We start from the raw sequence: 24,719 nt of genomic DNA, 5'->3' as shown, positions 1-24,719 counted from the left end.
TCAGCTCTCCGGCGGGGAGAAGACCACCAGGACCCGCAGGTCCTCGCTGATGTGGTGGAACTTGTGCGGCACGCCGGCCGGCACGTACACCACGCTGCCCCGTCCCACCGAGGTCGTCTCGGTGCCCACGGTGATCGCGGCGCGGCCGCTGACGACGACGTACACCTCGTCCTCGCGGTGCGGTTGCTGCGGGTCGAGCTGTCCCGCGTCGAGCGCGTAGAGCCCGACCGACATGTTCCGCTCCCGCAGGAACTGCAGGTAGGCGCCGTCGTTGGCGGCGCGTTCCGCCTCCAGCTCGTCCAGTCGGAATGCCTTCATCGCCCGCTCGCCCCTGCACTCGGTCCGATCGTGTCCGCCACGACCTGTCTGCCACGATCAGACACATGATGAATTTCCTCGTCAAGACGATCGCGAACGCCGCCGCGCTGGCCGTGGCGATCTGGCTGCTCGCCGACATCACGCTGACCGGGGACAGCACCGGCAGGAAGGCGTGGACGCTGGTGCTGGTGGCGCTGGTGTTCGGCGTGGTCAACGTCCTGGTGAAGCCGTTGGTCAGGCTGCTCACGCTGCCGCTGTACGTGCTCACGCTCGGCCTGTTCACCCTGGTCGTGAACGCCCTGATGCTGCTGCTCACCTCCTGGCTCGCCGACAAGCTGGACCTGAGCTTCCATGTGGAGGGCTTCTGGACGGCCGTGCTGGGCGGACTGATCATCTCCGTGGTGTCCTGGGGGCTCAACCTGGTCCTGCCGGACAGCCGGGACTGACCTCACCGCCGGACCCGAACCGAGACAGACGAAGGAGCGTTTCCTATGACCTGGGGCGACGGGACCAGGGCGGTCCGCGCCGGACTGCCCGAGCCGACCGCGTACGAGCCCACGCTGCCCGGGCCGGTGTTCGCCGCCCACTACCACCTGCCCGGGGAGCCGACCGGCCCGTACACCTACGGCCGGGACGACAATCCCACCTGGACCCATCTGGAGCGGGCGATCGGCGAACTGGAGGCGCCCGGGGCGGAGGTGGAGACCCTGGTCTTCGCCTCGGGCATGGCGGCGATCTCGGCCGTGCTCTTCTCGCAGCTGCGAGCCGGTGACGCGGTGGTGCTGCCGTCCGACGGCTATCAGGCGCTGCCGCTGGTGCGGGAGCAGTTGGAGGCGTACGGGATCGAGGTACGCACCGCGCCGACCGGCGGCGACGCCCAGCTCGACGTGCTGGAGGGGGCCCGGCTGCTGTGGATCGAGACGCCGTCCAACCCGGGGCTCGACGTCTGCGATGTGCGGCGGCTGGTGAAGGCCGCGCATGCCCAGGGGGCGCTGGTGGCCGTGGACAACACCCTCGCCACGCCGCTCGGCCAGCGGCCGCTGGAGCTGGGCGCGGATCTCTCGGTGGCCAGCGGAACCAAGGGGCTGACCGGCCACGGTGACCTCCTGCTCGGCTATGTGACCTGCACGGATCCGGCAGTGGCGGCATCGGTACGGCGCTGGCGCAAGATCGTCGGAGCGATCGCGGGGCCGATGGAGGCATGGCTCGCCCACCGCTCGCTGGCCACCCTCCAGTTGCGGGTGGACCGGCAGTGCGGCACCGCGCTGGCGCTCGCCGAGGCACTGGCCGCCCGGCCGGAGGTGTCCGGTCTGCGCTATCCGGGACTGCCCACCGACCCCTCGCACCGGGTGGCGTCCGCGCAGATGCGGCGCTTCGGCTCGGTGGTGTCCTTCGTGCTGGCGGACCGCGAGCGGGCGGAGCGCTTCCTGGCCGCGCTGCGGCTGGCCGAGGACGCCACCAGCTTCGGCGGGGTGCGCTCCACGGCGGAGCGGCGCGGTCGCTGGGGCGGGGACGCGGTGCCGGAGGGCTTCATCCGCTTCTCCGTCGGCGCGGAGGACCCCGCCGACCTGGTGGCGGACGTCCTACGGGCGCTGGAGGCCTGACCTCGGCCGCGGAGGGACCGCCACCCCTCTTCGCCGCCCCTTTCCGCCGGGCCGACGCGATCCGGCCATGGCGGTACGCGGAGGGCGGTCCGAGCCTCCCCCCTCGTGGCTCGGACCGCCCTGGCTGCCGCGGCCCCGCCGGTGGTCACCGGCAAACCGCCTGTACAAGGCTAGTTGACTGTGCGTCAGTGTCCAATCACGGTAGCGACAGAGACCTATCGACATATTTATAGTGAGAGGGAACTCTGAGCCACCATCAGACGGATACGACCGGGTCGCCCCCACGGACCGCGGAGAGAGGGAAGGGCATGGATCTGGCCTTGCTGCGCACCTTCGTCACGGTGCACCGGGCCGGTTCCTTCACCCGTGCCGCCGCCCTCCTCGGCCTCTCGCAGCCGGCGGTGACCAGCCAGATCCGGACGCTGGAGCGGCAGCTCGGCCGCCCGCTCTTCCTGCGCCAGGCCCGCGGTGTCACCCCGACCACCATCGGCGACGAGCTTGCGCACCGCGCCGCGCCCCATCTGGACGCCCTGGTGGAGATCACCGAGGCGGGGCTGGACGAGGCCTCGACCGTACGGACGCTGCACCTCGCCGGGCCGCCCGAGTTCACCTCGCTGCGGGCCCTGCCGGCCCTCACCACGCTGGTCTCCCAGGGGCTCGCCCTGCGCACCGCGCTCACCTCGGTGGCCTCCGAGGTCTTCGAGGGGCTCGCTGCGGGCCACCACGACCTGGCCGTCACCACGGCCCGCCCCCGCGGGGGGCTGCTCACCTCGACCCCGCTCTGCGACGAGGAGCAGGTGCTGGTGGCCTCGCCGCGGTGGGCCGCCCGGCTGGCCCCGGATGTGCTGCTGCGCAAGGGCGCGGTGGTGCTGGAGCAGCTGCCGGTGGTGGAGGTGCATGAGTCGCTGCCGTTCGTCACCCGCTACTGGGCCGCGGTGTTCGAGTCGCAGCCGGCCGCTGCCGCCACCGTGATCGCACCGGATCTGCGGGCCGTCCTGGAGACGGCGGCCGCCGGGGCCGGGCTCGCGGTACTGCCCCGCTACCTGTGCGAGGACGCCCTCGCCGCCGGGCGGCTGGTGGCCCTGCTCGACCCTCCGGTGCCGCCGCTGCGGACGTACTTCCTGGCGGTCCGCGCCGGCACCCTGTCGCTGCCGCACATCGCCCGCGCCCATGAGTCGCTGCTACGGGCCGCCGCGGCGTGGTGAGGCCTCGGGGCGGCGGGGCGGTCCACGGGGTTTCGGAGGTGCCCGGCCGGGCCATCTTCAAGCCATGACCGAACGTCCCGTGGTCAAGCGCACCGCCCGTGCCGTCCTGCTCGACGGTGACGAGCTCGTCCTGATCAAACGCACCAAGCCCGGTATGGACCCGTACTGGCTCACCCCGGGCGGCGGGGTGGAGCCCTCGGACGCGACGGTGGTCGACGCCCTGCACCGCGAGGTGGACGAGGAGCTCGGCGCCAAGATCACCGACGTGGTCCCGTGTTTCGTGGACACCGTGGAGCACATCGAGGACGGCGGGGTCTCCGGCGTCAAGGTGCAGCACTTCTTCGTCTGCCGGCTGGAGTCCATGGACCCGTCGCTGCGGCACGGTCCGGAGGTCGAGCAGCCGGAGGGCGAGTACGAGATCGTCCGGGTGCCGTTCAGCCGGGTCGGCATCGCCGCGGTCCACCTGGTGCCGCTGTCGCTGCGGCACTACCTGGACGGCAACATCGAGGGCGTACGCGCGATGCACGCCCCCGACCTGGGCTGACGCCCGCCGATCCCGGGTTGCCCGCCACGCGGCGCTCAGCCGGCCGCGGCGACGAGCTCGTCCAGGGCGTCGTGGCGGATGCGCTCGGAAGGCACCCCGACGCCCCGCAGCGCGTCGACCCCTCTGCGGATCATCCCGGGCGGCCCGGAGAGATAGGCGTCGTACTCGTTCCACGGCCCGTACTCGCGGACCAGCTCGGGAAGCTGGGTGCTGCGGTCCACGATCGCCCGCACCTGGAGCCACGGGTGGCTCTGCCGCAACCGCAGCATGGTGTCGATGTCATAGAGGTCGTGGTCGGTGCGGGCGCCGTAGAAGACCTCGACGGGCCGGCGCACCCCGCGCTCGGCCACATCCTCGACCAGGGCCTTGATCGGGGCTATCCCGGTGCCGCCGCCCAGGCACAGCAGACCGTTGTCGGTGGTGTGGTCCACGGTCATCGAACCGGCCGGCGGGCCGAGGCGCAGTACGTCGCCGGGCCGGGCGTGGTGGACCAGGGCGTTGGACACCCAGCCGGCCGGCACCGCCTTCACATGGAAGCTGAGCAGACCGTCCGGCCGGGGCGCGGAGGCGAACGAGTAGTGCCGCCAGACCCGAGGCCACCAGGGGGTCTCCAGGCTGGTGTACTGCCCGGCGAGGAAGGGGTACGGCTGGTCGGGGCGGACGGTGAGCACCGCGATGTCGGGAGTCCGCAGCTCGTGCGAGACCACCTCGCCGTGCCACCAGGCGGGCGCGCGCCGCTCGTCCTCGGCGGCGGCGTCGATCATGATCTGGGAGATCGTGGTGTAGGTCCGGACCCAGGCCGCCTCGGTCTCCTTGTCCCAGGTGGTGGTGGCGTACCGGGTCAGCGCGCCGATCAGGGCCTCGCCGACGGCCGGGTAGTGCCCGGGCTCGGTCCCGTACTTGCGGTGCCCCCGGCCCAGGTGCTGGAGGTACTCGGTGAGCACCGTGGCGTCGTCCATGTGCTCGGCCGCCGTGAGCAGGGCCTTCAGCAGCCGGTCGCGCTGGGTGTCCATGGCCGCCGGGAAGAGCCCGCGCAGCTCCGGGTGGCGGGTGAAGAGGAGCGCGTAGAAGTAGGCGGTGACCTTGTCGGCGACGGGCCCGATCTCGCCCAGGGTGCGGCGGACCAGCCGGGCGTCGGGCGACGCCGGGCTCTCCCGCGTCTCCGGCGCCTGGGGTTGTGGCTGCGGCTGCGCTGCCTGCGGTTCCGGTGCAGGGGCTTGCAGTTCCGGTGCCGATGCCGGTGCTTGCGGTTCCGGTGCCGGTGGCTGCGGGGAAGGGGCCGCTTCGGACTCCCGGACGGATCGGCTCGCGGTGGGCGGGGCGGGCGGAGCGGCGGGGCTGGGGCCGGTGGGCGCGGTGGCGACGGGGGCGGCAGGTGGCAGCGGGGCGCTGATGGAGGCACCGTTCGGGCCCGGGACGAAGGGCGCAGGGTCCGCGGTCGGGGGCTCGGCGGGGGGCCAGGGGGCCGGCTGGACATCGGTACGGCCGGGGCCGGGCGGTGGCGCGAGGTCGGGGGCCGCCGCATGGGCGTGCGTGGGCTCCGGTTCCGGGGCGCGCCGGTAGGGGGAGGGCTGGGGCCCGGTGCCGTCCACCGGAGGCGGTACGGGGGCGGGTGCCGTACGGGGCCGGGGGGCCGCGGGGGCCTCGGTGACCGCGTCGGCGGCACCCGGGGCGGGCGCGTCGGCCGCTGGCGTGGAGGAGGGCCCGGCGTGCGAGGGGTGGGCCAGCTGCGAGCCCGGGTGGGGACGGTCCGGCGGAGGCTGGGTGGCGGCGGTCCCGGGGGCGGGCGTACGGGAGGCACCGTTGCCCACCATGCGTATGGAGGTCAGCGGGCGGCGACCGGCCGACGGCCGCTCCTGTGCGGCGGCGTCATACGCGCCGGCGCCTTCGGGACGAGATGCCCCGGGGCGGGCGGAGTCCACGGTGTCCTGGTCCGACGGACCGTTCACGGGCGTGCGCGGGGTGAACCAGCCGGCTCCCCCACCGCTGTCGCCCGCGGTGCCGTTGTCGGCCGACGTGGTGGTCGGAGCGTCCATAGAGTGCCTCGCCTCGAACATCTTTCGGTCGGTCTGCCGCACCCGGTGGGAGGGTGCCTCAGTTCGCCGTTGCTGCCTGGTGATCACTGCCTGTCGCTCGCCCACGGTAACGCCCGAGCGCACAACTCACCCGAGCCCGTCGTTCGGGCCCGCGTGAGGGTGGGGTGGCCGACCGGCCACGGTGGCCGTGGTCGCAGCATGACAGCCGCCGCGCTCTCATCGGCGTGAGCGTGGAAAGTCCGGTAATCCGCCTCGGTTTTCGTTAGGCTGCGTGACCGTCATGTCCTGGGACGCGCGGTGTGGTCTCGTCAGTTCCTCGGGCCTCTCCGTGGTGGGGCGTGCGCGCGCGAGGGCATGCCCAGCGCGCGGACACGCGTTGCTCCGCGCTTCTCGCCCCGCGCCTCGCGCCCGGTCGGCAGCAGTTGCAGAGATCACCGCGTCGGACATCGAACCACCGTGTCTGCCCTGGGCGTCCACCTCTCTCGCGAACTCTGCACAGAGTCGGTTCCTGATCTTCACTTTCGCTCGGCCGCTCGGCAGGCGGCGATGTTTCACGTGAAACATCGCCGTCCCCCAGCCGGATCGGCTGGGGGACGGCGTCTGCGTGGAATGGGGCGAGTTCTGGACCGGGCGGGGTCTCCGCACCCGGCTAGCTCAGCGCCCGTACCGCCTCCACGGCGAAGTCGTGGTCCTGCTCGGGGGCTCCGCCACCCACACCGATCGAACCGATCAGCCGCCCGTCGCGGTGGACCGGGACGCCGCCCGCGATGAAGAGCAGCGGTCGGTCCAGAGCGGTCGGCAGGGTGTGGAACGGTCCGCCCGGCTGGACCGCGTCGACGAGGTCGGCGGTCGGCGCGTTGAGCTGGAGGGCGGTGTACGCCTTGCGGGTGCTGGTCTCGCCGGCGATCAGCACGGCGCGGTCGTCGCGGCGGAAGGCCAGCAAATGACCCCCGGCGTCCAGGACGGTCACCGCGACGGTGACTCCGGCGGCTGCGGCGGCCCGGCGGGCGGCGTCGAGCAGAGCCTCGGCGTCCTGGGTGCTCAACGGGGCGGCGGCGATGGTGGTTGCGGCGGTCACGGGGGTCTCCTCGATGGGGGTGGGGCGGGGGAGGGTCTGGTGAAGTCCGGCAGTCAGTGGCGGCCGACCGGGACGGCGGCCTGCTCCGGGGCGGGCGTGGGGAGGACGGCGTCCGCGGTGTGTTCGGTCCGCCGGGACTGACCGCGCTCCAGCGCCGCGGAGAGGACGGCCAGCCCCAGGGCGGCGACGGCCAGCAGTGCGCCCACCCAGTTGGGGGCGGTGATACCGAAGCCGGCCGCGATCACCATGCCGCCGAGCCAGGCGGCGATGGCGTTGCCCAGGTTGAAGGCGCCGATGTTCATGGCGGAGGCGAGCGTGGGTGCGGCGGCCGCCTGGTCGAGGACGCGCTTCTGGAGGGGCGGAACGGTCGCGAAGCCGAAGGCGCCGATCAGTGTGACGGTCACGGCGGCCGCGATCTTGTTGTCCGCGGTGAAGGTGAACGCGGCGAGCGTCAGGGCCAGCGCGGACAGCGAGACGAAGAGCATGGGCATCAGCCGGCGGTCGGCGAACCTGCCGCCGATGAGGTTGCCCACGACCATGCCGACACCGAAGAGGACGAGCAGCCAGGTCACGGAGGACTCGGCGAAGCCGGCGGCCTCGGTCATCATCGGGGTGATGTAGGTGACGGCGGCGAAGACCCCGCCGAACCCGAGGACCGTCATCGCCATGGCGAGCAGCACCTGCACATTGCGGAAGGCGGCGAGCTCCTGGCTCAGCCGGGCGCCCTCGGCCTTGGGCTGCTCGGGGACCAGCTTGGCGACGCCCAGCAGGCCGAGCACACCCAGGGCGGCGACGGCGAAGAAGGTGACCCGCCAGCCGGCGGCCTGCCCGATGAAGGTTCCGGCCGGTACGCCGACCACATTGGCGACGGTGAGCCCGGTGAACATCATGGCGATGGCGCCGGCCTTCTTCTCGGGTGCCACCAGGTCGGCGGCCACGATCGCGCCGATACCGAAGAACGCGCCATGGGCGAGGGAGGCGACCACCCGGCCCGTCAGCATCATGCCGAAGGCGGGTGCCAGGGCGGACAGCAGGTTGCCGGCGATGAACAGCCCCATCAGCAGCATCAGCATGCGCTTCCGGGAGATACGGGTGCCCAGTGCGGTCATCAGCGGGGCGCCGAGGACCACGCCGATGGCATAGCCACTGACGAGGAAGCCGGCGGTGGGAATCGACACCTGGTAGTCCGCCGCGACCTGCGGCAGCAGGCCCATGATCACGAACTCGGTGGTTCCGATACCGAAGGCCCCGATGGCCAGGGCGAGGAGCGCGAGCGGCATGGGGAAACACCTTCCATAGGTTGCGACTGCGCCTTACGAGCGACCACAATAATTGCAGACGCGCCATAAATGCAAACGCGGGCTATTGCAGTAGTCGTCTATCCTGGGAGGACGCGGCCGCTCCCGACGGAGGAGAGACAGAGATGACAGCGACAGATCCGGCGCTCACCGCCCTCTCCCAGGGCTGGTGCGCCCTCTCCCTGCTGCACGGGAGGATCGAGGCGCATATCGAGCGGGCGCTGGAGGCCGCGCACGGCCTGAGCGTGCGCGAGTACTCGCTCCTGGAGGTGCTCAGCCGCCAGCACAGCGGACCGGGGGGGCACCTCCAGATGAAGCAGGTGGCCGATGCCGTGGTGCTCAGCCAGAGCGCGACCACCCGGCTGGTGACCCGGCTGGAGGACCGGGGCCTGCTCACCCGGTACCTCTGCGACACCGACCGGCGCGGCATCTACACCGATGTCACCGACTCCGGGCTCGCCCTGCTCGCCGAAGCCCGCCCCACCAACACGGCGGCCCTGCGGGAGGCCCTGGACGAGGCAGCCCGGAACCCGGAGCTGGCCCCGCTGGTCAGGGCCGTGGAGGGACTCAACGCCCCGGCCGTCCCCACCGCCACGGTCTGACCGGTCCCGGTGGGCACGACCCGCTCGGCCCTGTGGGGGTGACGCAGGCACGCTCGGTGGGTTCTCCTGGGCCGGGTGATTCCGGTGGAAGCCTCCTGGCCGGGCGGACTCGGTGGGCCCTGCTGGGCCGGGCGTACGCTCCGCCTATGAGCGATCTTGAGATCAGGCCGGCCCGCCGTTCCGACCTGCCGGACATCGTGGCGATGCTGGCGGACGACCCCCTGGGCGCCCAGCGTGAGTCGCCCGAGGACCTCACCCCGTACACCACCGCGTTCGAGCGCCTGGCGAAGGACCCCGCCCAGCAGTTGGTGGTCGCCGTCCGAGAGCGGCGGGTCATCGGGACGCTGCAACTCACTGTCATTCCGGGGCTCACCCGACGCGGCGCTCTCCGCTCGGTCATCGAGGCGGTACGGATACATGCCGACGCCCGTGGCAGCGGTCTGGGCGCCCAGCTCATCGAGTGGGCGGTGGCCGAGTCGCGGCGCCAGGGCTGCCAGTTGGTCCAGCTCACCTCGGACGCCACCCGCACCGACGCTCATCGCTTCTACCAGCGGCTCGGCTTCGAGGCCTCCCATGTGGGCTTCAAGCTGGCGCTGGAGAACCCCTGTTGATGTGCCGGTGAGGCGGGTGATGTTTCACGTGAAACATCACCCGGCCTCCGCAGTCGTCACCGGCCGCGCCAGCCGTCCTGGTCCACTCCGCCCGGCACCGCGTCTCCCTGCTCATAGGGCTCGCGGGTGAAGACGAAGGACCCCAGATCCAGATGGCTGACCCGGCCGTCCGCACCGCGTACCACCGTCAGCGTCTCACCCGTGAAGTAGTCGTCCAGCCCGGTCCAGCCGCCGCCGGGCTCCGCACGGAACCGGGAGGCGCGGCCGGCACCCCGCAGCGGGCGTAGCTCCAGGCCGCCGTCCGCCAGGAGGGCGAGGCCATAGGCGTATGTCCCCCAGTACCAGGGCCCGGTCAGCTCCAGCAGCTCCGGATCGACGCTCGGCAGCGGCTTCCAGGGCGCGGGGATACGGGGATCGGCCTCGGCGACGATCCCCAGCAGGTCGGCGGCGACCACTCCGGGTTGAGGCCCAGAGGTGGCGTTCGCCAGCACCGCTGCCGCGACTCCGTCCGCCACGCTGAAACGCAGCCCCGCGAGGAAGCCGGGCAGTGATCCGCCATGCCCCACCAGGGTGCGTCCGCCCACCCGCTCGATCCGGAGCCCGAGGCCGAAGACCCCGTCCCACTCCCCTTCCTGCACGGGCGCGGCCGGAGCCCGCATCTCCCGTACCGTCTCGGCGGAGAGCACCATGGCGTCGCCCTCGGCGAGGAAGAGCGCGAACCGGCACAGATCTCCGACCGTGGACCAGAGCTGTCCGGCCGGCGCCATGACCCCCAGGTCCTCGGAGGGCTCCGGGAGCAGGGCATCGGCCCAGGGGTGCACCGCCCAACCCCGGGCATGCGGGGCGGAGGGGCGCACATCCGTCCGGCGCAGCCCCAGAGGCTCCAGGATCTCCGTACGCAGCGCCTCCTCCCAGCTGGTCCCCCGCACCGCGGCGACCAGCGAACCCAGCAGGGTGTAGCCGGTGTTGGAGTAGTGGAAGCGACGACCCGCCGGATGGAGGGACGGCTGAGGCCCGAGCACGTCCGCGAGTTCGGGACGGAGCGTCGCCGAAGTCCGCTCCCACCAGGGGGCGGGGGACTCGGCCGCCAAGCCCGCGGAGTGGCAGAGCAACTGGGCGATGGTCACCTCCCCGACCCCGGTGCCTGGCAGATGCTTCTCCAGAGGGTCGGAGAGGTCCAGCAGGCCCTCATCGCGCAGCCGCATCACCAGCACGGCGGTGAACGGCTTGGTGATCGACCCGATCCGGTACTGGGTGTCGGCGTCCGGGTCGGGCGTCCCGTCGCCGGAGCGGCCGCCCGACCACACCACGGCGCCGTCCCGGGCCACCGCCCCCACCAGGGAGGGGGTGCGCCCCTCCGACTGAGCGAGGGCGACCCGGTGGAACAGGGCGCGCTCCGTGCCGGGCAGAAGCGAAGCGAAGGAAGACGTCATGCGCCAGGTCTATCGGGCGCGCTCCGGACCTGTCGACCGCGATACGCCCCGCACCCGAGCGGCCCAGCCGCGCTCACACCGTCCGCACCGGCACAGCGCGCGCCTCGGGGCCGCCCGACACGGCTCAGGCCTCCCGGACCGCCCCGGCCGACTCCTCCGCCAGTGCGGCGATGGTCCGGCCGAGGAGTTGCTGCTCGTCGTCGGGTAGCCGCCGGGTGGCGTGCAGCATCTGCAGGGCGGTGGTCAACCGCGTCCGGTCCTCCTGGGTTCCGGTGTCGCCGAGACGGGCGGGCAGCACCAGGGCCAGCGCCCGCAGTTCGCCCCGGGCGCACCACCCTCGGACGAGGGCGGTGAGCTCCCGCTCGCCGGGGCGGCGGGCCGGACCACGGGTGGCCGCCAGCCCCTCCGCCACCGCGAAGCGGACCCAGTCCGCGTACGGGCCCGGCGGCAGCACGTCCAGGCAATGCGCGGCCCGGGCGAAGTGGTCCCCCGCGGCACCCGTGTTCCCCAGGTCCTGGTGGGCCCGCCCCATGGCCGCGTGCAGCGAGGGGTAGAACGCCCGCACCCGCTCGTCGCCCACCCGGTCCGCGCGCTCCAGGCAGACCCGGTTCCAGTGCAGGGTCTGCTCGGGGGACGGCTGGTGGCGGGCCAGATAGTGGGCGGCGACACAGGCTTCGTAGTCGTCACCGGCCCGCTCCCAGGCCTGCCGGAACAGGGTGAGCGCGTCGGTGCCCCGGCCGGCCGCCTCCGCCCTCATGCCCTCGCCGCACAGCCGCACCACCTCGTTGGCGGAGTCCATCGGCCGGCTCATACGGCTGTCCCGGTGTCGGCACGCACCGGCATCACCAGGGTGGTGAAGCTCCCCTGGTCGGCGGAGCGGACCAGGACGGGCTGCACGGCCGTCGCGACATCCAGCAGGACATCGGGGCCCACTCCCGCGGAGAGGGCCGCATACAGCACGCCGGGGTCGAAGGCGATCCGCAGCAGTCCGCCGCCGGAGCAGACGGCCCGCAGCATCACCCGCCCGGCGCCGGACCCGGTCGGGGAAACCTCGATGTGCTGCTCGGCCGTCCGCAGGACCACCGCCCGGCACTCGCCGAAGCGGGTGACCGCCTCGCGCAGTGCCGCACGGTCCACCACGACCCGGTGCTCGGTAGGGGGAAGGGAGTCCAGGACCATGCGGTAGTCCGGGAAACGGCCGGCGGTCACCGGCACATCCCTGCTCTCGCCGCCACCGGTCACCCGGGCCGTCCGCCCGTCGGTGCGGAGGACGAGCTCCTCCCGGCGCAGCGCCCACTCCCCGAGGGCGCGCAGCTCGTCGGCGTCCACCAGGATCCGTACCGGCTCCCCCTCGGCGGCAGTGGGCCGCAGGACCCGCAGGGAGAGCTGGTAGCGGTCGGTGGCCACCAGCCGCACCTCGTGGTCGGCCAGTTCGATCAGGACGCAGCCCAGCTCGGGGTGGTCCGCCCGGGACGCCGGCCCGGCGCAGGCAGCGGCGGTCTGGCGTACGGCACTCGCCAGCACCGCACCGTCCACCCGCGCCCAGGACCCACCGTGGTCATCATCGCCGCCGCCGGAACCCAGGTCGCGGAGGATGTCCCGGGCGGCGGCACGGGCAGCCGCCGCCATGCCCTGGACCCGTTCGACATGGTCCTCCAGCACCGCGCGGGCCGACTCGCGGTCGCCGTCCAGCACCACCGCGGTGTCCACCAGGGGCAGCCCCGCCTCCCGCAGCCGCCGCACCAGCAGGGCCCTCTCCCGTTGGTCCTCCGCGTAGAAGCGGTAGCCCGTGACCGCGTCCACCCGGGCGGGTCGCAGCACTCCGCAGTCGTCGTAGAACCGCAGGGCGCTGGGGGTGAGCCCCACCCGGCGGGCGAAGGCGCCGATGTTGAGCAGCCCCCCGGTCGACTGCGTCCGTGCCCCGGCAACGCCTCGTGGTGCTCCCGCGCCCCCGGTGGGCTCGTCGGATTGGTCCGTCCCATCATCCATGCCGGCGATTCTGGGGGTTCAGGCAACGTCAAGGTCAACCCGCCCGGACGGCCGATGTCCGGCACCACCGGGTGCTCGGCCCGCCGTCGCGGCACGTCCTCCTCAGGCGAACTCCGGCGTCATCGCGGCGGCGGTCTTCAGCCGGCGGGCGGCCTCGTCGTCCCGTCCCAGCCACCGCGCCTCCGGCGGCATCGGCCGCACCCGGCCGCCCGCGGCACGCGCGGCGTTCGCGGCGCTCCCGGCGCTTGCGGTACTCCCGGCCAGGAAGTCCGCGATCACCTCCGGCGGCTGCGCGCCGGCCAGGGGCCCGGTCGTCCACCACCAGCGTCGACGAGGTGCGGGCGGCGCAGGCCTTGCCGATCAGCAGCAGCTCCCGCGGCGAGCTCGGGGAACTCGGCCCAGATGGCGTCGGTGTGCCGGAAGCGCATGCTCAGGCCACCGCCAGCCGGGCGCTCAGCCCCACGAAGCAGGCGGCGAATACCCGGCGCAGGCCGGTCATCGCACCGGGCCGGGCCGACAGCCGGTCCCGTACGGCGGCGGCGCACAGCCCGTAGACCGCGAAGACGACCAGCGTGAGCCCCATGAAGACCGCGCCGAGCCACAGCAGCGCCGCGACGGAACCGGCTTCGCCGGGCGGCACGAACTGGGGGAGGAAGGCGGCGAAGAAGAGGGGCACCTTCGGGTTGAGCAGGTTGACGAGCACGGCGCGGCCGATCATCCGGTGCACCGGCGTCGGTTCGGTGGTCTCCGCGACGCTCAGCGCTCCTCGATCCCGGAGCATGTCCCACGCCATGAACAGCAGATAGCCGACGCCCACGTACGTGACGACCTGGTACGCGGGTGCCGGCAGGCCGAGAGACGTCCCTCAGCGGAGTTCCTGGATCCGGACGAGGTTGCCCGCGGGGTCGCGGAAGGCGCAGTCGCGGATGCCGTACGGCTGCTCGGTCGGTTCCTGGACCACCTCGGCGTCGCCGGACTGCACCTTCGCGAAGGTGGCGTCCAGGTCCCGGGTGGCCAGCAGGATCCAGCCGTAGGTGCCCTTGGCCATCATCTCGCCGATGGTGCGGCGCTCGTCCTCCGTGACCCCCGGGTCGGCGGCCGGCGGCGCCAGCAGGATGGATGTGTCGGGCTGCCCGGACGGCCCGACCACGATCCACCGCATGGTGCCCTGGCCGACGTCGCTGCGGACCTCGAAGCCGAGGACGTCGCGGTAGAACGCCAGCGAGGCGTCCGGGTCGACGTGCGGGAGGAAGCTGGTGTGAATGGTGATGTCCATGCCCTCAGGCTAGGTACGGCCCATCCCCTCCCGCTTCTTGAATCCTGACCGATCCGGGGCCTCCTACGGTGTGTGCGGGGCCTCCGCCGGGGTCAGCGCCCCGGTCAGGGCGGTCCGCAGATGGGCGCCGAAGGCGGCGGGGTGCGTGGTCAGGCCGGTGTGGCCGCCGGGGAAGTGCCGCAGGCCGGTGCCGAGCCGCTCGGCCAGGGCGGCGGCCGAGCGGTGGGGCAGCTCACCGGGTGAGTCCTGCCCGACGGCGAGCACCAGCCGGTCCGACAGCGCCGCGAGCCGGTGGAGGTCGGGCGGGTAGGCCATGAAGCGGGGGACGATGCGCCCGAGGAAGTACGGCAGGTCGGCCATCGTCCGCTCGGCTCGCGCCGCCGCGTGCGGTGGCAGCGCCGGTCCGGCCCCGGACGGCGCCGCCGAGTCAGTGTGGGAGGCCGGGTCGGGATCCGGCCGCCGGCTGCCGCCTTCTCCGGCGAGCCCGGCCGCGAACTCGGTCATCGCCGGCATCAGACCCCGGGCGTGGAGGGTCTCCCGCACCCGGGCGAGCAGGGCGCGGTGGTCGGCCGCGTCCGGCAGGACCTCCACCACCGGCGGCTCGTGCGCGACCACGCGTACAAGGCGCTCGGGACGGGTGGTCAGCAGGTGCAGCGCCGCGATCGCCCCCGAGCTGGCGCCGAACGCCCGGGCCGGCTCGTCGGGGGAGAGCAGTTCCAGGAGGCGGAACGCGTCGTCGGCGTGCTCGGCCACTCGCTGCTCGGCCTCGGGATCGTCCAGGGGGCTGCGGGACAGCCCGCGCGGATCGTAGGTCGCGACGGTGTGCTCGGCGGCCAGGTCGTCGGCGACGGCGTCGAAGGAGGCCGCACCGCCCGTCCCGCCGGGTATCAGCAGCAGCAGCGGTCCTCGGCCGCGCACCTCGTAGTGCAGGGTCGCGCCGGGTACGCGCAGGCGGCCGGTGGTCGGATCGGTCATGCCGGGTCCTTTGCTCGGGACGGGGGCCAGTGCGCGAGGAGGGTGTGCAGGGCGTCCAGGGCGCGGACCCAGGACTCCTGCGGCGAGCGCTGGTGCGCGAAGCCGCCCGAGGCCTCCAGCGTGACGAACCCGTGGAGGGCGCTGCGCAGCAGCCGGACGGCGTCGGTCAGATCGGGCTCGGCCAGTGCGTAGCCGCGCAGAATGCCGTAGGTCAGCTCCATCGCCCGTCGCGGCCCGGGCGCCCGAGCGGCCAGCGCGGGGTCGATGCGGATCCCGGCCTGGGTCGCCGCGTAGCGCCCGGGATGGGCGTGGGCGTAGTCCCGCCAGGCGTCGGCGAAGGCGATCAGCGCGTCCCTGCCCGCGCGCCCGGCCGTCGCCTCGGCGATCCGGATGGTCTTCTCGTCCGCGGCCAGGAGCGCGATGCGTCCGCGCAGGTCCTCCAGGCCGCGGACATGCGCGTAGAGGCTCGCGTCCCGGACACCGAGCCGCCGGGCGAGCTGCGACATGCTCACCCGGTCCAGCCCGACCTCGTCCGCCAGTTCGGCACCCGCGAGCGTCACCCGCTCCGCCGTCAGTCCAGCCCGCACCATGGCGCTCTCCTCGTTCCTAGGACCCCTAGCTTCAGGCTAGGGGTCCTAGGAATCAAGCGCTTATCGGGCCTCCGGGTGCCCGGGTGAGGTCGCGAGCGGACGGCTTGCCCGAGACGGCCGGGTACACCACGCTGAGCCCGAGGACGAGGACCACCGGCCGGCCCGGACCGCGCGGCACCGGTCCGTACGCCGGGCATCCGCGGACGGAAGGCTGGACCATGCGCAAACTGATCTACGGCATGAATCTGACCCTGGACGGCTACATCGCCGCGCCCGGCGACGACATCGGCTGGAGCGGGCCGCCGAGCGACGAGCTGTTCCAGTGGTGGCTCGACCACGAGCAGGCGACCGGCCTGTCCCTGTACGGGCGCAAGCTGTGGGAGGCGATGAGCTCCTACTGGCCGACCGGTGACCAGCAGCCCGACGCCACCCCGGCGGAGGCCGAGTTCGCACGGACCTGGCGGGACACCCCGAAGGTGGTGTTCTCCTCGACCATCGACACGGTCGACTGGAACACCCGTCTGGTCACCGGCGACGCGATCGCCGAGATCACCCGGCTCAAGGCCGGGGACGGCGGCCCGATGAGCATCGGCGGCGCCACGCTCGCCGGGGCGGCCATGCGCGCCGGGCTGATCGACGAGTATGTGATCGCCACCCATCCGGTCCTGGTGGGCGGCGGCACGCCGTTCTTCACCGCGCTGGACAGCTGGGTGGACCTGAGACTGCTGGAGACGCGTGCGATGTCCGGCGGTGTGGTCCTGACCAGGTACGAGATCAGGCGCTGAGCGGCTTCCCCGGCACCTGAGACCCCACCGGGCCGCGGATATCAGGTCTGGGCCATGTCCACGAAGCGCGAGTAGTGGCCCTGGAAGGCCACGGTGATCGTCGCGGTGGGGCCGTTACGGTGCTTGGCGACGATCAGGTCGGCCTCGCCGGCGCGCGGTGACTCCTTCTCGTAGGCGTCCTCGCGGTGGAGCAGGATCACCATGTCCGCGTCCTGCTCGATGGAGCCGGACTCACGCAGGTCGGAGACCATCGGCTTCTTGTCGGTGCGCTGCTCGGGGCCTCGGTTCAGCTGGGAGAGGGCGATCACCGGGATCTCCAGCTCCTTGGCCAGCAGCTTCAGGTTCCGGGACATGTCCGAGACCTCCTGCTGGCGGTTCTCCGCCCGCTTGGAGCCGCCGGACTGCATCAGCTGGAGGTAGTCGATGACCACCAGCCGGATGTCGTTGCGCTGCTTGAGCCGGCGGCACTTGGCCCGGATCTCCATCATCGACAGGTTGGGCGAGTCGTCGATGTACAGCGGCGCCTGGGAGACGTCCGGCATCCGGCGGGCCAGCCGGGTCCAGTCCTCGTCCGTCATGGTGCCGGACCGCATGTGGTGCAGCGCCACCCGGGCCTCGGCGGACAGCAGGCGCATGGCGATCTCGTTGCGGCCCATCTCCAGGGAGAAGATGACGCTCGGCAGGTTATTCTTGATGGACGCGGCACGGGCGAAGTCCAGGGCGAGGGTCGACTTGCCCATCGCGGGACGGGCGGCGATGACGATCATCTGCCCGGGGTGGAGCCCGTTGGTGAGGGAGTCGAAGTCGGTGAAGCCGGTCGGCACGCCCGTCATCTCGCCGCTACGGGAGCCGATCGCCTCGATCTCGTCGAGCGCGCCCTCCATGATGTCGCCGAGCGGCAGGTAGTCCTCGCTGGTGCGCTGCTCGGTGACCGCGTAGATCTCGGCCTGGGCGGAGTTCACGATCTCGTCGACGTCGCCGTCGGCGGCGTATCCCATCTGCGTGATCCGGGTGCCCGCCTGGACCAGGCGGCGCAGCACCGCGCGCTCGTGGACGATCTCCGCGTAGTACGGGGCGTTGGCCGCCGTCGGCACGGACTGGACGAGGGTGTGCAGATAGGAGGCGCCGCCGACCCGGTTGACCTCGCCGCGCTTGGTCAGCTCGGCGACGACGGTGATGGGGTCGGCGGGCTCGCCCTTGGCGTAGAGGTCGAGAATCGCCTGGTAGATCGTCTCGTGGGCGGGCTTGTAGAAGTCGTGCCCCTTGAGGATCTCCACGACGTCGGCGATCGCGTCCTTGGAGAGCAGCATGCCGCCGAGCACCGACTGCTCGGCGTCCAGGTCCTGCGGCGGCACCCGCTCGAAGCCGCCGGCGCCGCTGTCCCAGGGAGCCTCGCCGCCGCGCTCGTGCTGCTCGTCGCGCGACCTGCCCCGGCGGGCGAACTCGCCGCGCTGACGGGAGGCCGGCAGACGGTCACCGGGACCGGCTTCGGTCCACGGGTCGTCCAAGGGCTCGGGGATGCTCACCGGCCCACCTCCTCCCGATCCGCTGCGCGGATGATCGCCGTGCCACTCATTCCTACGGCACGACACTGACAAAGCAGGGTGCCCCACTCCGCTTGCGGCGGTCCGCTTCTCGCGCGTCGAGTGCCGCACCACGTTAGGCCCGTGGGCACCGTCAGCCAATCCGGTTATCCACAGGCCCTGTGGGTGAAGGCCCCGATGCTGTGGAGAACTCGCCGTTACCTGTGCACGGAGCGGGGGACAGTGATGTGGACAAACTCATAGCGACCCGGCCATCACCCCTCTGAGCTGCGGTTCTTCCATCCACCGACTGTGGGGGAGAAAAACTTTCCCCACCAGGTCAAGATCAGAGCAAACCACCCGCACAGCCGGGTCCGAGACCGACGGCAGGTAAGGGTCCCAAGTGCCTTGCATCTCTTACCTGTGGACGATTAGATTGCCGCCATGACCAAGGCCCCCACCCGCCCCGGGAACGCACGCCGCAGCGAGCGGCGCCGGCATGACCGCGAGATCGTCGCGCTCGCCGTGCCGGCCTTCGGCGCACTGGTGGCCGAGCCGCTGTTCGTCCTGGTCGACAGCGCCGTCGTCGGCCATCTCGGCACCCCCCAGCTGGCCGGCCTGGGCATCGCGGCGGCCCTGTTGACCACTGCGGTCAGCGTCTTCGTCTTCCTCGCCTACGGCACCACCGCGGCCGTCGCCCGACGGGTGGGCGCCGGCGACCTGCCCGCCGCCATCCGCCAGGGCATGGACGGCATCTGGCTGGCGCTCCTGCTGGGAGTCGCCGTCCTCGCCGTCACCCTTCCGTTGGCACCCTGGCTGGTGGAGCTCTTCGGCGCCTCCGGCACCGCGGCCCCGCACGCCACCACCTATCTCCGCGTCTCCGCCCTGGGCATCCCGGCCATGCTGATGGTGCTCGCCGCCACCGGGGTGCTGCGCGGACTCCAGGACACCCGCACCCCGCTGTACGTCGCCATCGCCGGCTTCACCGCCAACGCCGCCCTCAATGTGGCGCTGGTCTACGGCGCCGGGCTCGGGATCGCCGGCTCGGCCTGGGGCACGGTCATCGCCCAGTGCGGAATGGCCGCCGCCTATCTGGTGGTCGTCGTCCGGGGGGCGCGCCGCCACGGGGCCTCGCTGCGACCGGACGCGGCCGGCATCCGGAACAGCGCCCGGGCCGGCGTTCCGCTGCTGGTGCGCACCCTGTCCCTCCGGGCGGTCCTGATGATCGCGACCGCGATGGCCGCCCGGCTCGGTGACGCCGAGATGGCCGCGCACCAGATCCTGCTCTCGCTGTGGAGCCTGATGGCCTTCGCCCTGGACGCCATCGCCATCGCGGGGCAGGCGATCATCGGCCGCTACCTCGGCGCCGGGGACGCCGAGGGCGCCCGCCGCGCCTGCCGGCGGATGGTCGAATGGGGAGCGGCCTCGGGTGTGGTGCTGGGTGCGCTGATCGTGCTGGCCCGGCCGCTCTTCATCCCGCTGTTCACCGGCGACCCGACGGTACGGGAGACCCTGCTGCCCGCCCTGCTGGTGGTCGCGCTGGCCCAGCCGATCGCGGGAGTGGTCTTCGTGCTGGACGGGGTGCTGATGGGCGCGGGCGACGGGCCGTATCTGGCGGGGGCGATGGTGGTGACGCTGGCGGTGTTCGCCCCGGTCGCCCTGCTGGTGCCGGCCCTCGGCGGTGGGCTGACCGCCGTGTGGTGGGCGATGACGCTGATGATGGCGGTCCGTCTGGTCACCCTGGGGCTGCGGACGCGGTCCGGGCGGTGGATCGTCACCGGCGCCACCCGCTGACGTCCGACGCCCGGCATCCGGCATCCGGCATCCAATGTTTCACGTGAAACATCATGCGAAAGGGGCCGCACCCTGAGGTGCGGCCCCTTCCCGTGCTGCCATGAGCCCGTGCTGCAATGAGCCCGTGCTGCTATGAGCGCGATGCTCAGGCGGCGACGATCTCCACGTTGACCTTCGCGGCGACCTCGGCGTGCAGACGCACGGAGACCTGGTGCGAGCCCAGCGTCTTGATCGGCGAACCGAGCTCGACACGGCGCTTGTCGACGTCCGGGCCACCGGCGGACTTGATCGCCGAGGCGACGTCAGCCGGGGTCACCGAACCGAAGAGCCGACCGGCGTCGCCGGAGCGAACGGCCAGGCGGACCTTCGTACCCTCGAGCCGGCCCTTGATCTCGTTGGCCTGCTCGATGGTCGCGATCTCGTGGATCTTGCGGGCGCGGCGGATCTGCGCCACGTCCTTCTCGCCACCCTTGGTCCAGCGGATCGCGAAACCGCGCGGGACCAGGTAGTTGCGGGCGTATCCGTCCTTGACGTCGACGACGTCACCGGCGGTGCCGAGGCCGGAGACCTCGTGCTTGAGGATGATCTTCATAAGTCGGTCACCCTCTCCTTAGCGCGCGGTGGACGTGTAGGGCAGCAGCGCCATCTCACGGCTGTTCTTGACGGCCGTGGCGACGTCACGCTGGTGCTGCGTGCAGTTGCCGGTCACGCGGCGGGCACGGATCTTGCCGCGGTCGGAAATGAACTTCCGCAGCATGTTCGTGTCCTTGTAGTCCACGTACGCGGTCTTGTCCTTGCAGAACGCGCAGACCTTCTTCTTAGGCTTGCGCACAGGCGGCTTCGCCATGGTGTTTCTCCTGTGTGATCAAGAAGTGGGGTTACGAGCCCGCTTCCCCGGTCGGCCTTCGGAGCCGTCGGCCCTGAGGAGCCACAGGCCCTCGGAGCCGTACGGGCCCCTGGGGGCCTAGAAGGGGGGCTCGTCCGAGTAGCCGCCGCCGCTGGAGCTGCCGCCCCAGCTGCCGCCACCGCCGCCGCCACCCTGCTGCTGGCCGCCGCCGGACGGGGCGCTGGTGGCCCAGGGGTCGTCGGAGGGAGCTCCGCCGCCCTGCTGGCCACCGCCCGGGGCACCGCCCCAGTTGCCGCCGCCGCCCTGCTGGCCACCGCCGCCGTAGCCGCCCTGGCCACCGCGACCGGTGGTCTTGGTGACCTTGGCCGTGGCGTTCTTGAGACTGGGGCCGACCTCGTCGACATCCAGCTCGTAGACCGTGCGCTTGACGCCCTCACGGTCCTCGTAGGACCGCTGCTTCAGCCGACCCTGCACGATGACGCGCATGCCTCGCTGGAGCGATTCGGCGACGTTCTCCGCCGCCTGGCGCCAGACCGAGCAGGTGAGGAACAGGCTCTCGCCGTCCTTCCACTCGTTGGTCTGGCGGTCGAAGGTGCGGGGAGTGGACGCGACGCGGAACTTCGCGACCGCCGCACCGGACGGGGTGAAGCGCAGCTCGGGATCGTCGACAAGATTGCCGACGACCGTGATGACGGTCTCGCCTGCCATGGGGTACCTCTCGGCGGGATTGCTGCTGGCTGCTTGCTGCTACTCGGACCCGACGACCGTGAGCGGGATGCTCAGTGGGTCTCGGGGCGGAGGACCTTGGTCCGGAGGACCGACTCGTTCAGGTTCATCTGGCGGTCGAGCTCCTTGACGACCGCAGGCTCGGCCTGCAGGTCGATGACCGAGTAGATGCCCTCGGGCTTCTTCTTGATCTCGTAAGCGAGACGACGACGGCCCCAGGTGTCGACCTTCTCGACCTTTCCGTTGCCCTCACGGACGACGGAGAGGAAGTTCTCGATCAGGGGGGAGACAGAGCGCTCCTCCAGATCGGGGTCGAGGATGACCATCACCTCGTAGTGACGCATGTGGAACCCACCTCCTTTGGACTCAGCGGCCACGGTCGTTCCGTGGCAGGAGGGTCGTGATGCGTGCGCAACGGTAGCCGTCACCACTGACAGGCACCGCCGATGAGGCGGTGACTGCTTTCGGGCATGACGGGATACCGGTGCAGACCGTTCAGAGTACCCGCACAGCGCCTTCCGGTTGAAATCGCCGGCGCAGGGGGCCCACTCTGTACACAACGGGTGTGTGCGCCGCTACCCGGCGCCGCGCTGCTGCGAGCCAGGAGGTGCCCCATGGCCCAGGCATTCCAACGACCCCGTCGTCATCCCTCCTCGTCCCTGTTCGCCACCGACGGCAAGCCGCATCCGCTCCAGGACACCCTGATGGCGGTGACCCTGGTGCTCGGCGCCATCGCGTTCGTGACGGCCCAGTTCCACAGCCTCCACCTGATCAGCTCCTGGACCGGTCTGATCGGCGTGGTCGCCGGTGCATACGGCCAGTACGTCTCCGTGACCACCCGCGAGCGCACCGGCCTGATCATCGGCATGGGCGCCTCCGCGCTCGGCCTCGGGCTGGGACTGGCGCACGGCGGCCTCTTCGGCGGTGTGCTCGGCTGACCCGCGGCGCACCGCGCACCGATCGCGTACACCGCGCCGTACGGTCCCCAGGCGGTCCCGCCACCCCCGGGGACCGTGCGGAACGCGGTCCGGTCCCCGTCCGGCGCACGGCCCCGTGAGGGCGCTCCCCGGTGCCAGTAGGCTTCGGCGCGAGAGCCGGAGCCCCTGAACCCATGGGGACACACCTGCCGAGGAGCGCCCCGCATGAGCCTGACCCTGAGGACCATCAGCCGAGAACAGCATCTGGCGTACATCCAGAGCCTGCCGGCGGCGAGTCACTGCCAGGTCCCCGCATGGGCTGATGTGAAGTCCGAGTGGCGCTCGGAGAACCTCGGCTGGTTCGACGCCCACGGGCAGCTGGTCGGCGCCGGGCTGGTGCTCTACCGGCAGCTGCCCAAGGTCAAGCGGTACCTGGCGTACCTGCCCGAGGGCCCGGTGATCAACTGGTACGCGCCCAACCTCGACGACTGGCTGCAGCCGATGCTGGCGCACCTCAAGCGGCAGGGCGCCTTCTCGGTGAAGATGGGCCCGCCGGTGGTGATCCGCCGCTGGGACGCCGGCGCGATCAAGTCCGGCATCCAGGACCCCGACGTCAAGCGGCTGCGGGACGTGGAGGCCACCCACATCGAGCCGCGCGCCTTCGAGGTGTCGGACCGGCTGCGCAAGATGGGCTGGCAGCAGGCCGAGGACGGCGGCGCCGGCTTCGGCGACGTGCAGCCGCGCTACGTCTTCCAGGTGCCGCTGGCCAACCGCTCGCTGGACGAGGTCCTCAAGGGCTTCAACCAGCTGTGGCGCCGCAACATCAAGAAGGCCGAGAAGGCCGGCGTGGAGGTCGTCCAGGGCGGCTACCACGACCTGGAGGAGTGGCAGCGGCTCTACGAGATCACCGCTGTCCGCGACCGGTTCCGGCCCCGCCCGCTGTCGTACTTCCAGCGCATGTGGACCGTCCTCAACAACGAGGACCCCAACCGCATGCGGCTCTACTTCGCCCGCCACAACGGCGTGAACCTGTCGGCCGCGACCATGCTGGTCGTCGGCGGGCACGTCTGGTACTCCTACGGCGCCTCCGACAACATCGGCCGCGAGGTCCGCCCGTCCAACGCCATGCAGTGGCGGATGCTGCGGGACGCGTACGCCATGGGCGCCACCGTCTACGACCTGCGCGGCATCTCCGACTCGCTGGACGAGACCGACCACCTCTTCGGCCTCATCCAGTTCAAGGTCGGCACCGGCGGCGAGGCCGTGGAGTACATCGGCGAGTGGGACTTCCCGCTGAACAAGCTGCTGCACAAGGCGCTCGACATCTACATGTCGCGCCGCTGACCGCACCGGCCCCGTAGTCTCGTACGGACCGCCGCACCACCGCACACCCGTGCGGACACCGCGCGGCGGCACCGCCGACGCATCCCGCCCCCCCCGTTTCCCGTATCCACGACACCGCAGCTCTGAGAAAGGGTCAGTCCCGGCCATGGCGCTCTCCCTCTACGTCGACACCGCTCGCTGGCGGGCGCACCAGAAGACCGTGCTCGACCAGTTCCCCGGGCTGATCCCGGTCTGCAAGGGCAACGGCTACGGCTTCGGGCACGAGCGGCTCGCGGAGGAGGCGGCCCGGCTCGGCACCGACGTCCTCGCCGTCGGCACCACCTACGAGGCGGCCTGCATCAAGGACTGGTTCAGCGGCGACCTGCTGGTGCTGACCCCGTTCCGGCGCGGTGAGGAGCCCGTCCCGCTGCCCGACCGGGTCATCCGCTCGGTGTCCTCCGTCGACGGGGTGCACGCGCTGGTCGGCGCCCGGGTCGTCATCGAGTGCATGAGCTCGATGAAGCGGCACGGCATCAGCGAGCAGGACCTGCACCTGCTGCACGCGGCCATCGAGGACGTACGGCTGGAGGGCTTCGCCCTGCACCTGCCGCTGGACCGCACCGACGGCACCGACGCCGTCGAGGAGGTCATCGCCTGGATGGACCGGCTGCGCGCGGCCCGGCTGCCGCTGCACACCATGTTCGTCAGCCATCTGCGCGCCGAGGAGCAGGCCCGGCTCCAGCAGCAGTTCCCGCAGACCCGGTTCCGGGCGCGGATCGGCACCCGGCTGTGGCTGGGCGACCACGAGGCCACCGAGTACCGCGGCGCGGTGCTGGACGTCACCCCGGTCGCCAAGGGCGAGCGGTTCGGCTACCGCCAGCAGAAGACCGCCTCCGAGGGCTGGCTGGTCGTCGTCGCGGGCGGCACCTCGCACGGGGTGGGCCTGGAGGCCCCCAAGGCCATGCACGGGGTGATGCCGCGCGCCAAGGGCGTCGCCCGGGCCGGCCTGGCCACGGTCAACCGCAACCTCTCGCCCTTCGTCTGGGCCGGCAAGCAGCGCTGGTTCGCCGAGCCCCCGCACATGCAGGTGTCCATCCTGTTCGTGCCCGCCGACGCGCAGGAGCCCCGGGTCGGCGACGAGATGGTCGCCCATCTGCGGCACACCACCACCCAGTACGACCGCATCGTCGAGCGCTAGGCCCGTGAACGGCGGCGGCGCGGCCCCTCGGCAGCCGCGCCGCCGCC

Annotated in this window: 28 protein-coding genes; 11 read left to right on the top strand and 17 right to left on the bottom strand. The window is 72.1% G+C overall.

Features of this window, described 5'->3' with window-relative positions:
- Entirely contained in the window at nt 1–318 is a 318-nt protein-coding gene (locus tag M1O15_RS02670) for a cupin domain-containing protein (protein WP_248631519.1), read from the bottom strand.
- 65 nt (nt 319–383) lie between these two features.
- Here M1O15_RS02670 and M1O15_RS02665 point away from each other — a divergent pair, with 65 nt between their 5' ends.
- The 4 genes from M1O15_RS02665 to M1O15_RS02650 all read left to right on the top strand — a co-directional run bounded on the left by M1O15_RS02665 (nt 384) and on the right by M1O15_RS02650 (nt 3,671).
- Nucleotides 384–764 (top strand): phage holin family protein, encoded by a 381-nt coding sequence (locus M1O15_RS02665; protein WP_248631518.1) that lies wholly within the window; start codon nt 384–386, stop codon nt 762–764.
- Between the two features lie 45 nt (nt 765–809).
- A complete protein-coding gene (locus tag M1O15_RS02660; protein WP_248631517.1) occupies nt 810–1,922 on the top strand; it encodes a cystathionine gamma-lyase in 1,113 nt (370 codons plus the stop codon).
- 308 nt (nt 1,923–2,230) lie between these two features.
- Nucleotides 2,231–3,127 carry a LysR family transcriptional regulator gene (locus M1O15_RS02655; RefSeq protein WP_248631516.1) on the top strand — a complete coding sequence of 299 codons (897 nt, stop codon included), beginning with the start codon at nt 2,231–2,233 and terminating at the stop codon, nt 3,125–3,127.
- A 64-nt stretch (nt 3,128–3,191) separates the two neighbouring features.
- Entirely contained in the window at nt 3,192–3,671 is a 480-nt protein-coding gene (locus tag M1O15_RS02650) for an NUDIX domain-containing protein (protein WP_248631515.1), read from the top strand.
- Nucleotides 3,672–3,706: 35 nt separating this feature from the next.
- Here M1O15_RS02650 and M1O15_RS02645 read toward each other — a convergent pair whose 3' ends face one another.
- The 3 genes from M1O15_RS02645 to M1O15_RS02635 form a co-directional block, all read right to left on the bottom strand.
- Entirely contained in the window at nt 3,707–5,263 is a 1,557-nt protein-coding gene (locus M1O15_RS02645; RefSeq protein ID WP_372499341.1) for a globin domain-containing protein, read from the bottom strand.
- Between the two features lie 1,093 nt (nt 5,264–6,356).
- Complete coding sequence (locus tag M1O15_RS02640; protein ID WP_248631514.1) at nt 6,357–6,785, bottom strand: GlcG/HbpS family heme-binding protein; 429 nt, start codon at nt 6,783–6,785, stop codon at nt 6,357–6,359.
- A gap of 53 nt (nt 6,786–6,838) precedes the next feature.
- Nucleotides 6,839–8,065, bottom strand: coding sequence for an MFS transporter (locus tag M1O15_RS02635; protein ID WP_248631513.1), 1,227 nt, complete (start codon nt 8,063–8,065; stop codon nt 6,839–6,841).
- A gap of 143 nt (nt 8,066–8,208) precedes the next feature.
- On the opposite strand from M1O15_RS02635, the gene M1O15_RS02630 reads away from it, so the two are divergent.
- Both M1O15_RS02630 and M1O15_RS02625 read left to right on the top strand, forming a co-directional pair.
- The gene (locus M1O15_RS02630; protein WP_248631512.1) at nt 8,209–8,685 is read left to right on the top strand and encodes a MarR family winged helix-turn-helix transcriptional regulator; all 477 of its coding nucleotides are present in this window, start codon (nt 8,209–8,211) and stop codon (nt 8,683–8,685) included.
- A 146-nt stretch (nt 8,686–8,831) separates the two neighbouring features.
- Nucleotides 8,832–9,296, top strand: coding sequence for a GNAT family N-acetyltransferase (locus tag M1O15_RS02625; protein WP_248631511.1), 465 nt, complete (start codon nt 8,832–8,834; stop codon nt 9,294–9,296).
- Nucleotides 9,297–9,352: 56 nt separating this feature from the next.
- Here M1O15_RS02625 and M1O15_RS02620 read toward each other — a convergent pair whose 3' ends face one another.
- The 8 genes from M1O15_RS02620 to M1O15_RS02585 form a co-directional block, all read right to left on the bottom strand.
- Nucleotides 9,353–10,729, bottom strand: a complete 1,377-nt coding sequence (locus M1O15_RS02620) for a serine hydrolase domain-containing protein (protein ID WP_248631510.1) — start codon at nt 10,727–10,729, stop codon at nt 9,353–9,355.
- A 124-nt stretch (nt 10,730–10,853) separates the two neighbouring features.
- Nucleotides 10,854–11,528: a hypothetical protein gene (locus tag M1O15_RS02615; protein ID WP_248631509.1), complete on the bottom strand. Its 675-nt coding sequence runs from the start codon at nt 11,526–11,528 to the stop codon at nt 10,854–10,856.
- Nucleotides 11,529–11,536: 8 nt separating this feature from the next.
- Nucleotides 11,537–12,718, bottom strand: coding sequence for a MerR family transcriptional regulator (locus M1O15_RS02610; protein ID WP_248631508.1), 1,182 nt, complete (start codon nt 12,716–12,718; stop codon nt 11,537–11,539).
- Nucleotides 12,719–12,820: 102 nt separating this feature from the next.
- The gene (locus M1O15_RS02605) at nt 12,821–12,997 is read right to left on the bottom strand and encodes a hypothetical protein (protein ID WP_248631507.1); all 177 of its coding nucleotides are present in this window, start codon (nt 12,995–12,997) and stop codon (nt 12,821–12,823) included.
- 151 nt (nt 12,998–13,148) lie between these two features.
- Entirely contained in the window at nt 13,149–13,568 is a 420-nt protein-coding gene (locus tag M1O15_RS02600; RefSeq protein WP_282576214.1) for a LysE family translocator, read from the bottom strand.
- Nucleotides 13,569–13,583: 15 nt separating this feature from the next.
- Entirely contained in the window at nt 13,584–13,994 is a 411-nt protein-coding gene (locus M1O15_RS02595) for a VOC family protein (RefSeq protein WP_248631505.1), read from the bottom strand.
- Nucleotides 13,995–14,057: 63 nt separating this feature from the next.
- Entirely contained in the window at nt 14,058–14,969 is a 912-nt protein-coding gene (locus M1O15_RS02590) for an alpha/beta fold hydrolase (protein ID WP_248631504.1), read from the bottom strand.
- On the bottom strand, nt 14,966–15,559 hold the full coding sequence (locus tag M1O15_RS02585) for a TetR/AcrR family transcriptional regulator (protein ID WP_248631503.1): 594 nt from the start codon (nt 15,557–15,559) through the stop codon (nt 14,966–14,968). Before M1O15_RS02585 ends, M1O15_RS02590 begins: the two co-directional genes overlap by 4 nt.
- A 218-nt stretch (nt 15,560–15,777) precedes the next feature.
- Between M1O15_RS02585 and M1O15_RS02580 the strand changes: the two genes are divergently transcribed.
- Nucleotides 15,778–16,344 carry a dihydrofolate reductase family protein gene (locus M1O15_RS02580; RefSeq protein WP_248631502.1) on the top strand — a complete coding sequence of 189 codons (567 nt, stop codon included), beginning with the start codon at nt 15,778–15,780 and terminating at the stop codon, nt 16,342–16,344.
- 41 nt (nt 16,345–16,385) lie between these two features.
- Here the strand turns inward: M1O15_RS02580 and dnaB are convergent, their stop codons facing one another.
- On the bottom strand, nt 16,386–17,870 hold the full coding sequence (gene dnaB, locus M1O15_RS02575; RefSeq protein ID WP_248631501.1) for a replicative DNA helicase: 1,485 nt from the start codon (nt 17,868–17,870) through the stop codon (nt 16,386–16,388).
- 441 nt (nt 17,871–18,311) lie between these two features.
- On the opposite strand from dnaB, the gene M1O15_RS02570 reads away from it, so the two are divergent.
- Nucleotides 18,312–19,661, top strand: coding sequence for an MATE family efflux transporter (locus tag M1O15_RS02570; RefSeq protein ID WP_248631500.1), 1,350 nt, complete (start codon nt 18,312–18,314; stop codon nt 19,659–19,661).
- Nucleotides 19,662–19,806: 145 nt separating this feature from the next.
- Here M1O15_RS02570 and rplI read toward each other — a convergent pair whose 3' ends face one another.
- From rplI to rpsF, 4 genes are all read right to left on the bottom strand, one after another.
- The gene (gene rplI, locus M1O15_RS02565) at nt 19,807–20,253 is read right to left on the bottom strand and encodes a 50S ribosomal protein L9 (protein WP_248631499.1); all 447 of its coding nucleotides are present in this window, start codon (nt 20,251–20,253) and stop codon (nt 19,807–19,809) included.
- A gap of 18 nt (nt 20,254–20,271) precedes the next feature.
- Nucleotides 20,272–20,508, bottom strand: a complete 237-nt coding sequence (gene rpsR / locus M1O15_RS02560; RefSeq protein WP_005315025.1) for a 30S ribosomal protein S18 — start codon at nt 20,506–20,508, stop codon at nt 20,272–20,274.
- 117 nt (nt 20,509–20,625) lie between these two features.
- Nucleotides 20,626–21,216 (bottom strand): single-stranded DNA-binding protein, encoded by a 591-nt coding sequence (locus M1O15_RS02555; protein ID WP_248631498.1) that lies wholly within the window; start codon nt 21,214–21,216, stop codon nt 20,626–20,628.
- A 71-nt stretch (nt 21,217–21,287) separates the two neighbouring features.
- Nucleotides 21,288–21,578: a 30S ribosomal protein S6 gene (gene rpsF, locus M1O15_RS02550; protein ID WP_093655579.1), complete on the bottom strand. Its 291-nt coding sequence runs from the start codon at nt 21,576–21,578 to the stop codon at nt 21,288–21,290.
- Nucleotides 21,579–21,848: 270 nt separating this feature from the next.
- Between rpsF and M1O15_RS02545 the strand changes: the two genes are divergently transcribed.
- The 3 genes from M1O15_RS02545 to M1O15_RS02535 all read left to right on the top strand — a co-directional run bounded on the left by M1O15_RS02545 (nt 21,849) and on the right by M1O15_RS02535 (nt 24,672).
- Entirely contained in the window at nt 21,849–22,172 is a 324-nt protein-coding gene (locus M1O15_RS02545; RefSeq protein ID WP_248631497.1) for a hypothetical protein, read from the top strand.
- 204 nt (nt 22,173–22,376) lie between these two features.
- Nucleotides 22,377–23,495 carry a lipid II:glycine glycyltransferase FemX gene (locus M1O15_RS02540; RefSeq protein WP_248631496.1) on the top strand — a complete coding sequence of 373 codons (1,119 nt, stop codon included), beginning with the start codon at nt 22,377–22,379 and terminating at the stop codon, nt 23,493–23,495.
- A gap of 145 nt (nt 23,496–23,640) precedes the next feature.
- On the top strand, nt 23,641–24,672 hold the full coding sequence (locus M1O15_RS02535; protein WP_248631495.1) for an alanine racemase: 1,032 nt from the start codon (nt 23,641–23,643) through the stop codon (nt 24,670–24,672).
- Nucleotides 24,673–24,719 lie beyond the last annotated feature (47 nt).

It is taken from the genome of Streptomyces lichenis (genome assembly GCF_023218175.1).
GTDB classification, from domain to species: Bacteria; Actinomycetota; Actinomycetes; order Streptomycetales; family Streptomycetaceae; genus Streptomyces; species Streptomyces lichenis.
This window is presented reverse-complemented; position numbering and strand designations above follow the sequence as displayed.